General features: G+C 31.5%; 11 protein-coding genes. All 11 read left to right on the forward strand.

Features of this window, described 5'->3' with window-relative positions:
• Positions 1 to 30 precede the first annotated feature (30 nt).
• On the forward strand, positions 31 to 2,220 hold the full coding sequence (locus tag G4D72_RS10685; RefSeq protein WP_166077686.1) for a glutamine synthetase III family protein: 2,190 nt from the start codon (positions 31 to 33) through the stop codon (positions 2,218 to 2,220).
• A 98-nt stretch (positions 2,221 to 2,318) separates the two neighbouring features.
• The gene (locus G4D72_RS10690) at positions 2,319 to 3,140 is read left to right on the forward strand and encodes an OmpA family protein (protein ID WP_166077687.1); all 822 of its coding nucleotides are present in this window, start codon (positions 2,319 to 2,321) and stop codon (positions 3,138 to 3,140) included.
• Between the two features lie 32 nt (positions 3,141 to 3,172).
• Positions 3,173 to 3,952 (forward strand): OmpA family protein, encoded by a 780-nt coding sequence (locus G4D72_RS10695; RefSeq protein WP_166077688.1) that lies wholly within the window; start codon positions 3,173 to 3,175, stop codon positions 3,950 to 3,952.
• A gap of 49 nt (positions 3,953 to 4,001) precedes the next feature.
• Positions 4,002 to 4,868: an OmpA family protein gene (locus G4D72_RS10700; RefSeq protein ID WP_166077690.1), complete on the forward strand. Its 867-nt coding sequence runs from the start codon at positions 4,002 to 4,004 to the stop codon at positions 4,866 to 4,868.
• Positions 4,869 to 5,029: 161 nt separating this feature from the next.
• Positions 5,030 to 6,208 (forward strand): AIR synthase related protein, encoded by a 1,179-nt coding sequence (locus tag G4D72_RS10705; RefSeq protein ID WP_166077691.1) that lies wholly within the window; start codon positions 5,030 to 5,032, stop codon positions 6,206 to 6,208.
• A 173-nt stretch (positions 6,209 to 6,381) separates the two neighbouring features.
• Positions 6,382 to 7,911 carry a glutamine-hydrolyzing GMP synthase gene (gene guaA / locus G4D72_RS10710; RefSeq protein ID WP_166077692.1) on the forward strand — a complete coding sequence of 510 codons (1,530 nt, stop codon included), beginning with the start codon at positions 6,382 to 6,384 and terminating at the stop codon, positions 7,909 to 7,911.
• 206 nt (positions 7,912 to 8,117) lie between these two features.
• Positions 8,118 to 10,028, forward strand: coding sequence for a LysM peptidoglycan-binding domain-containing protein (locus tag G4D72_RS10715; protein ID WP_166077693.1), 1,911 nt, complete (start codon positions 8,118 to 8,120; stop codon positions 10,026 to 10,028).
• The gene (locus G4D72_RS10720) at positions 10,028 to 10,432 is read left to right on the forward strand and encodes an OsmC family protein (protein ID WP_166077695.1); all 405 of its coding nucleotides are present in this window, start codon (positions 10,028 to 10,030) and stop codon (positions 10,430 to 10,432) included. Before G4D72_RS10715 ends, G4D72_RS10720 begins: the two co-directional genes overlap by 1 nt.
• Before the next feature lie 86 nt (positions 10,433 to 10,518).
• Complete coding sequence (locus tag G4D72_RS10725; RefSeq protein ID WP_207784903.1) at positions 10,519 to 10,971, forward strand: DUF805 domain-containing protein; 453 nt, start codon at positions 10,519 to 10,521, stop codon at positions 10,969 to 10,971.
• Positions 10,971 to 11,204, forward strand: coding sequence for a DUF3820 family protein (locus tag G4D72_RS10730; RefSeq protein WP_166077696.1), 234 nt, complete (start codon positions 10,971 to 10,973; stop codon positions 11,202 to 11,204). Before G4D72_RS10725 ends, G4D72_RS10730 begins: the two co-directional genes overlap by 1 nt.
• Entirely contained in the window at positions 11,201 to 12,577 is a 1,377-nt protein-coding gene (locus G4D72_RS10735; protein ID WP_317165244.1) for an aldehyde dehydrogenase family protein, read from the forward strand. The genes G4D72_RS10730 and G4D72_RS10735 overlap by 4 nt, the downstream gene beginning before the upstream one ends.
• Positions 12,578 to 12,672: the final 95 nt, after the last annotated feature.

Genomic DNA, 12,672 nt, shown 5'->3' on the forward strand with positions numbered 1-12,672 from the left:
TTAAGGATATAATTTTTAAAACACAACTTTATGGCTACACTTCGTTTTCAAGCTTTAGACAAAGCTACAAGTAGAAAACCTGTTTCTTTTGAAGAGACAGCAAGAAAATCAGAAATTTTTGGTTCAAATGTTTTTAATGACAAAGCAATGCGTCAATATTTAACACCTGATGCGTACAAAGCAGTTAAAAGTGCTATTGAATTAGGAACGAAAATTGATCGTAAAATTGCAGACTATGTAGCAATGGGAATGAAAGAATGGGCATTGTCTAAGAATGTAACACATTATACACACTGGTTTCAGCCCTTAACAGGAACAACTGCAGAAAAGCACGATGCTTTTTTCGAAACCTCAATGGACGGTTCTGATCCTGTTGAAAAATTTGGTGGCAGTCAGTTAGTACAACAAGAACCTGATGCGTCTTCTTTTCCAAATGGTGGAATTAGAAATACTTTTGAAGCAAGAGGTTATACTGCATGGGATCCAACATCTCCAGCATTTATTTTCGGAAGTACCTTATGTATTCCTACAGTATTTGTGTCTTACACTGGAGAAGCATTAGATAACAAAACTCCTTTATTGAGAGCTTTAAGTGCTATTGATAGTGCAGCTACCGAAGTAGCTAAGTATTTTGACAAAAATGTAAAGAAAATTACACCAACTTTAGGTTGGGAACAGGAATATTTTTTAATTGATTCGGCTTTAGCAGCAACAAGACCTGATATTATCGCTACAGGAAGAACTTTATTAGGACATACTTCTTCTAAAGGGCAACAATTAGATGATCATTATTTTGGGTCAATTCCAACTCGTGTGTTACAATACATGAGAGAATTAGAGTACGAATGTATGTTATTGGGTATTCCAGTAAAAACTCGTCATAATGAAGTAGCGCCTGGTCAATTTGAATTAGCCCCGATTTTTGAGGAAACAAATTTAGCTGTAGATCACAACTCATTATTGATGGATGTGATGGAAAAAGTAGCAGAAAGACATGATTTCAAAGTGCTATTTCACGAAAAACCTTTTAAAGGAGTAAATGGTTCTGGTAAACACAACAACTGGTCATTAGCTACAGATACTGGAATTAATTTATTATCGCCAGGAAAAACACCAATGAGTAATTTAATGTTCTTAACATTCTTTATCAATACCATTAAAGCGGTTCATGATTATGAAGAATTACTTAGAGCTTCTATCGCTTCGGCAAGTAACGATCACCGTTTAGGAGCTAACGAAGCGCCTCCAGCAATTATTTCGGTTTTTATCGGACAACAATTGACTAAAGTTTTAGCTGAATTAGAAGGTGTTACTCAAGGGAAATTATCTCCAGAAGAAAAAACAGATTTAAAATTAAATGTTGTTGGTAAATTACCAGACGTTTTATTAGATAATACAGATAGAAACAGAACGTCTCCTTTTGCTTTTACTGGAAATAAATTCGAATTCAGAGCAGTTGGTTCAACAGCAAACTGTGCCGTTTCTATGACTACTTTAAATTCAATTGTAGCCAAACAATTAATCGACTTTAAAAAAGAAGTAGATTTGTTAATTGAAACTAAAGATTTAAAGAAAGACGAAGCAATTTTCAATACTTTAAGAGAATACATTAAAGGAACTAAAGCTATTTTATTTGAAGGTGACGGATACAGTGACGCTTGGGAAAAAGAAGCTAAAAAACGCGGATTAAGTAATCATAAAACTACTCCTGAAGCTTTAAAAGCTAAGGTTTCTAAGAAAGCATTTGACTTATTTGCCGAATTAGGAGTAATGAATCACGTAGAAGTAGAATCACGTTATGAAATTGAATTAGAAGAATACGTGAAGAAAATTCAAATTGAAGGAAGAGTTTTAGGAGATATCGCTCGTAATCATGTAATTCCAACAGCAATTAAATATCAAAACACTTTAATTGAAAATGTGAAAGGGTTGAAAGATATTTTTGAAAAAGATTTTACAAAAATTGCGAAAGAGCAAATTGAGCTAATCAAAGAAATTTCAGATCATATTGCAGGAATCAATCACAATATTGATGAAATGATAGAACAACGTAAAATTGCCAATAATTTAGACAATACCGAAAAAATGGCTGAAGTTTATTGCAACAAAGTAAAACCTTATTTTGAAGTTATTCGCGATCATTGCGACAAATTAGAACTTTTAGTAGACAACGGAATTTGGCCATTAACCAAATACAGAGAATTGTTCTTTATAAAATAATTGTTCATAAATAATTGAAAAGCTTATCAGAAATGGTAAGCTTTTTTTGGTTTATACAATTAAATATCCTACTTTTCGAAAGTCCTAAATTAATAAGTATGCGTTTTGTATTCCTTATGTTATTCGTAACAGCATCACTATATTCACAAGAAAAATTCACAGTGTATTTTGATACAGATAAGTATGTTTTAAATGAAAAACAGGACAGTATTTTAAAAGGTTTTGCACAAAAAAACAATATTAAAGTACATAAAGTTTCAGGTTTTTGCGATTACAGAGCCAGCAATGCTTATAATTATCAATTGGGATTAAACCGAGCAAATTATGTGGTAAATGCGCTGCCCGAAATAGATAAGACTTCCATTTTAATCAGTTCGAAAGGGGAAGTGTTTAAACAACATAAAGATTTGTCCTTAAATCGAAAAGTAGAAATTGAATACGAAATTAATCTGCCAATTTTAGAGTCTATTCCATCCAATGAGATAGAAATTATAGAAAAATCAAACGATAAAGGTATTGTTTTTCAAGAGTATCCAACAGAATTACAAAAGAAAATCATCAATAGTAAAGTAGGTGATAAAATCTTACTGAATAACTTGAATTTTTATGTTAGAACGGCTGAATTTTATCCTGAATCTATTCCTCTTTTAGAAGATTTGTACGAAGTTTTAGAAAAAAATCCGACCATTAAAATTGAAATTCAAGGTCATATTTGTTGTACGCCAGGAAGAGATATTGAGGAGTTTTCTCTGAGAAGATGTATTGCGGTTTACGATTTTTTAATTGACTATGGAATTGCTTCTGACAGAATGACGTATGTAGGATTCGATGCTACACAACCGCTTTTTCCAATCCCAGAAAAAAATGAAGCACAAAGAAAAGCCAATCGCAGAGTAGAAATTTTAATTTTAGAGAAATAAATTTTAATCGTATTCACTTTAATCATTTAATTATGAAGGCACTTTTTTGCATACTATTTTCCTTAATTACCATGAGCTTTTATGCTCAAAAAACATTTACAGTTTATTTTGAAACAGATTCTTATCAGTTAAGTACCTCAGAATTAAATCGATTAGATAAACATTTTATCAATAAAGAAGTTACTGTCAAATCAGTTACTGGTTTTTGTGATGCTAGAGCAACTTCGGAACATAATGATAGTTTAGCTAAAAATAGAGCACAATTCGTGGCGAATCTTTTGAAAAAAATGATGAGTGCTTCAGGATTTGAACAAATTAGTAAGGGTGAAAATTTTGTTCAAAATGAAAACATGTCCAAGAACAGAAAAGTTGAAATTGTTTATTTTGAAACAACGACAAAGCCACTGCAAGAAGAAAAAATACAAGTAACTGAACTAAAGAAGAAGATAAATACTTCTAAGATTGGCGATAAGCTAATTCTAAAAAACATGAATTTTTATGACAGAATGGATGTGTTGTATCCAGAATCTAAACCTATTAGAGAAGAATTATTACAAGCTTTAAAAGAAAATCCGAAATTGAAAATAGAAATTCAAGGTCATATTTGTTGTACTTTAGGAAAAGATAATGAAGAAATTGCTTTAAAACGATGTAAGGCAATTAGTAATTATTTAATTTCGAGTGGCATAGAAAGTAATAGAGTGTCTTATAAAAGCTTCGATGCTACAAAACCAATTTTTTCAATCCCAGAAAAAAATGAAGAAGAACGAAAAGCCAATCGTCGTGTGGAAATTTTAATTGTAGATAAATAAATTGGCACAGTTTTATCTTATATTTGTAAAAACTCATATCAAAAAAATAATGAAATTTCTATTTGCTTTAGCTTTTCTTCTTTTACCTTTTACTTTTTTTGGACAAGAAAGTGTGTCATTTTACTTTGAAAATAATAAATCTACCTTAAATCAAGTAGAATTGACTAAATTAAACAAATGGATTGCTCTAAATAAAAAGTCTAAAATTCTATCTATTACTGGTTCAACAGATGAAGTGGGTTCATCAGGTTATAACGATACGTTGTCACAAAAACGCGTAGACTATATTTTTAGTAAGGTTAAAACAGCTGTAAAAATTAGAGAAGATTTTAAATCGATTTCTTTAGGAGAAAAAGGAGCAAAATCTTCTACCAAAGCCGAAAATAGAAAAGCTATTATTGTTTTTTTACAAGAGAAAGATTTAGCAAAAGAAGCTGAATTAATTCAACCTAAAGTGGTTGTAGAAGCACCAAAAGATTTACCAACCAACGGATTAACACCCATCGAAGAAGTAGACATGAATTTTCCTAAAAATGCTACGTTAGAAGAGAAAATTCAATTGTCTAAACCTGGAACCTTAATCGTTCTGCCAGAAATTCAATTCTACAAAAATTCATTCGGAATTATGCCTTCATCACAAAGAGAAATGTTCGAATTAGTAAGAATTATGACAGAAAACCCAAGATTACACATCGAAATTCAAGGTCATATTTGTTGTACAGATAATGATGTTAGAAATTTGTCCTTAGAACGTGCCAAACAAGTGCGACGCGTATTACAATCGCAATATATCTTAGAACGCCGTATAAAAGTTAAAGGTTTTGGAGTAACTAAACCCAAATTCCCAATACCAGAAGCCACCGAAGAACAAGCCGCTGCTAACCGAAGAGTAGAAATTATGATTTTAGAAAAATAAAATTAATTAGTCATTTAAATAATTAAAGTTTCTTATTTATCAACACATTGATGAATTGTTAAATTGTCTTATTAATCTTATTGGCACATTCCCGAATTATTTATATCTTTGCCGCACACAACAATTCCTGAACTTGTTTCAGGACAAGCAACACAACAAACATGAGTTCTGAAACGAGCCAACGCTACAATCTTAGAGGTGTTTCCGCTTCTAAAGAAGACGTGCATAATGCTATTAAAAACATTGATAAAGGATTATTTCCTCAAGCATTTTGTAAAATTATTCCTGATTATTTGACCAACGATGAAAACTATTGCATCATCATGCATGCAGATGGTGCTGGAACAAAGTCAGCTTTAGCCTACATGTATTGGAAAGAAACTGGCGATATTTCTGTTTGGAAAGGTATTGCACAGGATGCATTAATTATGAATATAGACGATTTGTTATGTGTGGGTGCCACAGATAATATTTTACTTTCTTCTACTATTGGTCGTAATAAAAATTTAATCCCTGCAGAAGTTATTTCGGCCATTATCAATGGAACAGAAGAATTAATTACTGAATTAAAAAAACACGGCGTAACCATTCATTCAACTGGTGGTGAAACAGCAGATGTGGGTGATTTAGTTCGAACCATTATTGTAGATTCTACTGTAACCGCTCGTATGGAAAGAAATAAAGTCATCAATAACGCCAACATTCAAGCTGGAGATGTTATTGTGGGTTTGGCTTCATTCGGACAAGCTACATATGAAACAGAGTATAACGGTGGAATGGGAAGTAACGGATTGACTTCTGCTCGTCATGATGTTTTTGCGAAATATTTAGCAGAAAAATATCCTGAAAGTTTTGATGCTGCAGTTCCAAACGAGTTAGTATATTCTGGACAAACAAAATTGACAGATTCAGTAGAAAATAGTCCAATTGATGCAGGTAAATTAGTACTTTCTCCTACAAGAACATACGCTCCAGTTATAAAAAAAATATTAGATACTTTCACACCTAATCAAATTCACGGAATGGTGCATTGTAGTGGTGGTGCGCAAACTAAAGTGTTGCATTTTGTAAATGAGGTTCACGTAATTAAAGATAATTTATTTCCAGTGCCACCTCTTTTCAAATTAATTCAAGAAAATTCTAAAACGGATTGGAAAGAAATGTATCAAGTGTTCAATTGTGGTCACCGTATGGAAATTTATGTTCCAGCTGAATTCGCAAATGATATCATAGAAATTTCGAAGTCATTCAATATAGATGCACAGGTTGTGGGTCGAGTAGAAGCTTCTGAAAATACAAAACTAACCATACATTCGGAATACGGAACTTTTGAATATTAATTTCAAGTAAATAGTAAATAGTAAAAAGTAAATAGTAAAAAGTTTTGCTGTAGAAATTACATTACATTTCATTTAATTTTATAAAAATATATTTTAAAATAATCAAAAATAAAAGGTGAAGTTAATAAAGAAATACTTTTTTCTTTTTTCTTTTTCCTTTGCTCTTTAAAAATATGAACAACGTATTAATTTTAGATTTCGGTTCGCAATACACTCAATTAATTGCCCGTAGAGTAAGAGAATTAAATATTTTCTGCGAAATTTTTCCTTTCGACAAAATCCCAACTGATTTGTCATCTTATAAAGCTGTAATTTTAGGTGGTAGTCCTGCTTCTGTTCGTTCAGAGGAAGTATTACATCCGGATTTATCAGAAATTAGAGGAAAAAAGCCATTATTAGCAGTTTGTTACGGCGCACAATATCTAGCCCATTTTTCAGGTGGAGAAGTGGCGGCTTCTAACACAAGAGAGTATGGTAGAGCTAATCTGTCATTTATCAAAGATAACGAAATATTTCTAGAAGGTGTTTCTGAAAATAGTCAAGTTTGGATGTCGCATTCCGATTCTATTAAACAATTACCAACTAACGGAGTTAGAATCGCTAGTACAAAAGATGTAGAAAATGCAGCTTATAAAATAGATGGCGAAACTACTTATGCCATACAATTTCATCCAGAAGTTTACCATTCTACAGATGGAAAACAAATGTTAGAAAACTTTTTGGTCAAAATTGCTAAAGTTGAGCAAACGTTCACGCCAAATGCTTTCGTAGAAGAAGTTATAGCCGAAATGAAAGCGAAAATTGGAAACGATAAAGTAGTCTTAGGTTTATCTGGTGGAGTAGATTCAACTGTTGCAGCAGTAATCTTAAACAAAGCCATCGGAAGTAATCTATACTGTATTTTCGTAAATAATGGCTTGTTACGTAAAAACGAATTCCAAAGCGTATTAGATCAATACAAAGGAATGGGTTTAAACGTAAAGGGAGTTGATGCCTCACAAAGATTTTATGATGCTTTAGCTGGTTTAGATGATCCAGAAGCGAAACGTAAAGCTATTGGAAACGCATTTATTGAAGTTTTCGATGCAGAAGCGAATTTGTTAACGGATGTAAAATTCTTAGGTCAAGGTACCATTTATCCTGATGTTATTGAATCGGTTTCAGCAACTGGTGGTCCATCTGCGACAATAAAATCACACCATAATGTAGGTGGTTTACCTGATTTTATGAAATTGCAAATTGTTGAACCTTTACGAATGTTGTTCAAAGATGAAGTGCGTAGAGTAGGAGCAACTTTAGGAATTGACCCAGAATTATTAGGTCGTCACCCTTTCCCAGGTCCAGGTTTAGCCATTCGTATTTTAGGAGATATTACACCAGAAAAAGTAGCCATTTTACAAGAAGTAGATGCTGTTTTCATAAACGGATTAAAAGCACACGGTTTGTACGATAAAGTTTGGCAAGCAGGTGCGATTTTGTTACCTGTAAACAGTGTTGGAGTTATGGGCGATGAACGAACTTATGAAAAAGTAGTGGCGCTAAGAGCCGTTGAGTCGACAGATGGTATGACAGCAGATTGGGTGCATTTGCCGTATGAATTTTTGCAAAAAGTTTCTAACGATATTATCAATCATGTTCGTGGTGTAAATCGTGTGGTTTATGATATTAGTTCCAAACCACCAGCAACAATTGAATGGGAATAAAAAAGAAGTAAGAATAGAATAAAACAATAGCAATGTCAATATTTAATATAAAATTTGACATTGCTATTTTATTTTGAAATGTTGGAATTGAAATTATAATGCTTATTTTTGAAGATTGATTTAGAAATTGATTTTTGCCTTTGTACATCTTGGCATTAAAATTGTTTCTTGTTAGAAAATCAATTTAAAAGAATAAAAAGTCACGTATGAAAAAAGTACATTTATATATTTTGCTATTTCTAGTAAGTTTTACAGGTTACTCGCAAAGCAAACATACTGTTGTGAAAGGAGAAACTTTATATAGTATTTCCAAAAAATACAATGTAAAACCTGATGAAATTATAAAGTTGAATCCAGATGCAAAAGACGGTGTTAAGGAAAATACGGTTTTAACGTTACCATCAGGTACAAAAAAAGCGGTTTCTAAAACTACTGCATTAAATAAGTTTGAATACGAGGTACAACAAGGAGAAACGTTATACGCTATTTCTAAGAAATTAGGAATTACCGTTGACGAAATGATTAAAAACAATCCTGCTTCAAAAGAAGGTGTAACAACAGGGCAATTGTTAGCTTATTATGCACCTAAAAAATACACTTCAACTACAAAGCCTGTTGTGAAAAATGAAGTTTTGGCAAAAAAAGAAGTACCCAATTTACATACAATACAAGCAGAAGAAACAAAATATAGTGTTTCTAAAAAATATGGAATGTCTATTCCTGAATTAGAGGAATTAAATCCGCATATCAAAAATGAATTCGAAATCGGTATGCAAATCCGATTAAATAAAAATACAGTTTTACCAAAAAATGCTGTTGCAGAAGCCTTACCGGTAACTACAAAAACTATGTTTTATGCGGTGCAACAAGGTGAAACGCTATTCTCTATTTCAAGAAAATTTGGTATTTCAGTAGAAGAAATCACTAAAAAGAATCCTAGTGTTGTTTCTGGTTTAACAGTTGGAATGGAATTATTATTACCTGAAAAAAAAGAAATTAATTCAACCATTCAGAGTACTGCTGGGGATGGATTTAAAAAAAAAGGGAGCTTATTGGAGACGGTGAATAAAAGTAAGCCAAGAAACTTGGTTTTACTAATGCCTTTTAATATCAACAGAATTGAAAAAGATTCTGCAAAAACAAAAACAGAATATTTAAAATCAGATAAATTTCTGAACATTACTTTAGATTTTTATGCAGGAGCCTTAAAAGCAATTGATTCTGCAAAAGTACTAGGTTTGCCAATAAATGCTAAGGTTTACGATGCAGAAACGTCAAAATATTCTTCTAATGTTGCAACAATAATCAAAAATAACAATTTTTCCAATGTAGATGTCATAATCGGACCATTTACGAATTCTTTTGTTGAAACTGCCGGACAATTAGTAGATAAAAATACGGCAGTAATTTCTCCATTAACTAATGAATCTGGAAAAGGAGGAAGCAATGTGTTTTATGCCATGCCAAATGAAAACATTCAAAAACAACAATTGCTATCGTATTTGAAATCGAAATCTGATGCTATCTTCGCCATTCACTCTACTGCAAAAACAAGTTTGAGTTCCTATTTTGCTTCGAATTATCCAGAAGTGAAATCGGCATCATTTAATGAAAAAGGTCTATTTGATTACACTATTTTTAAAACCCAATTACAAAAAGGCAAAAAGAATTTTGTGATATTAGATTCAGATAAAATTATGCAAGTGATTTCTGTAGTGAATAATTTATTAAAACTGAAAAAAGAATTTGATATTCAATTGGTTGTAGTAGAACGAAATGAAGCGTTGGATTTTGTTGAAATTCCTTCAAAAAATTTAGCAGCGTTACAAATGTTATATCCTTCTGCAATTAGAGAAAATGAATCAAATGAAGCTATGAATTTCGCCAAAGCATTCAGAAAAGAAAATAAAATTCAACCTAATCAATATGCCACTCGTGGTTTCGATGTAACTTTTGATGCTATTTTAAGAATGTGTCAAGATGAAGGTTTTATAAAATCTACAGAAAGTCAGATTTCAGAACAAATAGAAAGTCAATTTAACTATTCAAATAATAATAATATCGGAGTTTATATGATGTATTACAATTCCGACTTAACTATCAAACAAGCACAATAATGGCAACATCTAAAGTAACTTATTTAGGCGATTTACGCACTTCATCCATACATTTAGCTTCAGGTTCAGAAATTATTTCTGATGCTCCAACTGACAATAACGGAAAAGGAGAAGCATTTTCTCCAACTGATACTGTAGCAAATGCTTTAGCAAGTTGTATGTTTACAGTTATGGGAATAAAAGCGCGCGATTTAGAAGTGGATTTTTCAAATTCTACAGCAGAAGTAACTAAAGTTATGGGAACTGAACCTCGCAGAATTACTGAAATTCATGTGATTTTTACTATGAATGTTGCTGTTTCAGATAAAGAAAAAACTATTTTAGAAAAAACGGCAATGACTTGTCCAGTTTTCAATAGTTTACATCCAGATATAAAAAAAGAAGTGGTTTTTAATTGGCAATAAATGTAATTTGTTAATAAGTTCAAACCAATGAGTTAAATTCTTGTACTCTTTTATTTATTTTTGGCTTAAACTAAAATTAAGAAAACATGAAAAAAGCAGAAAGTGAATACACTATTTTTGATTGGTGGAAAAAAGTAGTATTTGAAAACTTCGCAAACTTCAGTGGCAGAGCAAGAAGAAAAGAATATTGGTCATTTCAACTAGTCAATATACTGTTAATAATCATTCCTTACATATTTCTAATAATAAGTGTGTTTTCTAATAGAGGTGAACTTGGTGCGATAGGTATTTTATCTGCTTTTCTATTGGTTTTTATTGTACTAGGAACTTTTGTACCTTCATTGGCTGTAGTTGTCAGAAGATTGCATGACACTAACAGAAGTGGTTGGAATTTTTTACTAGGTTTAGTGCCATTTTTCGGTGGTTTAATCTTGTTGTATTTTTATTTTTCTGATGGCTCCGTAGGAAGAAACAGTTACGGCAATGATCCCAAAAGACCACACAATGAAATTTCAGAAATAGGAGTTGTTCAAGAGTAATGCTATCACAAGAAGATCAACTCATCAAATTAGCACATACCATAATGCCATTTGGAAAGTTCAAAGGACGTTATCTTATTAATCTACCTGAACATTATATTGTTTGGTATAAAAATAAAGGATTTCCAGCAGGAACTTTAGGTGAACAACTTAAATTGGTATACGAATTAAAATTAAATGGTTTAGAAGAGTTAATTCATAACATTCAAAAAAAATATCCCAAACCATCATGATGCAAGAAATCATAAATAGCCAAAAGGAGTTTTTTATCACGAATGCCACTCGCTCTATTTCCTTTAGAATTTCTATTTTAAAAGATTTAAAACGTGTTTTGCAACAAAATGAAAAAGTCTTGTCTGATGCTATTTATTTAGATTTCAATAAATCGGAATTTGAAACATTTCTAACTGAATTTGGTTTTTTGTACATTGAAATTGATGAAGCCATCAAAAAAATAAAAAAATGGTCTGCAAAAAAAAGTGTAAGTTCAAGTTTAATAAACTTTCCTTCTAAAAATTATATTGTACCAGAACCTTTAGGTGTAACTTTAGTAATTAGTGCCTGGAATTATCCTTATCAATTGGCTTTAGCTCCAGCTATTGCCAGTATAGCTGCAGGAAATACTGTTGTAATTAAACCTAGTGAAGTAGCGATTCATTCCAGTAAAGCTTTGAGAAAAGTTATTTCTGAAAATTTCAATTCAGATCATTTGGCTGTTGTTGAAGGTGGAATCGAAGAAACATCGGAATTAATTCATTCCAAATTTGACAAAATATTTTTTACGGGTTCCACTCAAGTTGGCAAAATTGTTTATCAAGCTGCTGCTGAAAATTTAATTCCTGTGACTTTAGAGTTAGGTGGGAAATCACCAGCTATTTTAACAGAAGATTGTCATTTAAAAAGAAGTATTCAACGTTTAGTTTGGGGAAAATTTTTAAATGCTGGACAAACTTGTGTAGCACCAGATTATGTTTTAGTGCATCAATCACTCAAAAATGAATTTTTAAAAGGGATAAAAGAGGAAATTATATTTAGAAAGTATGCAGTCGAAAATCAGAATTTTACTAAAATAGTTTCTGTGAAACATACACAGCGATTAGCGAGTTTACTAGAAAATCAAGAAATAGTTTTTGGAGGAAATTATCATATCGAAAACAGAGATTTTGAGCCAACTTTAATCGTAAATCCAACTTGGGATAGCGCCATCATGCAAGAAGAAATTTTTGGACCTATTTTACCAGTTTTATTTTATGATGATTTTAATGCAGCACTTCAACTAATAAAAACTAAAGAAAAACCATTAGCAGCATATTTGTTTACAGAAAATTCAAAGTATAAATCTCAATTTTTATCTGAATTATCCTTTGGTGGTGGTTGCATCAATGAAGTTATCATGCATTTAGTAAATGGAAATTTTGGATTTGGTGGTGTAGGTGCCAGCGGAATTGGAGCATATCATGGTTATGAAGGATTTAAAACGTTTTCTCATTTCAAAAGTATCTTAGAAAAACCTACTTTTTTTGAAATACACCTCAGATATTCTCAATATTCTAACAGAAAACTAAAATGGATCAAAAAAATTTTAAATTGGTCGAAGTATTTTTAGAACTCGAAATTCTTATCTTTTTTACTACTCATCAGATTAATTGAAAATTGATAAATTAGAATTGGCACATTTACTAATTAATAGTATCTTTGCAC

This window comes from Flavobacterium difficile, assembly GCF_011392115.1.
GTDB classification, from domain to species: Bacteria; Bacteroidota; Bacteroidia; order Flavobacteriales; family Flavobacteriaceae; genus Flavobacterium; species Flavobacterium difficile.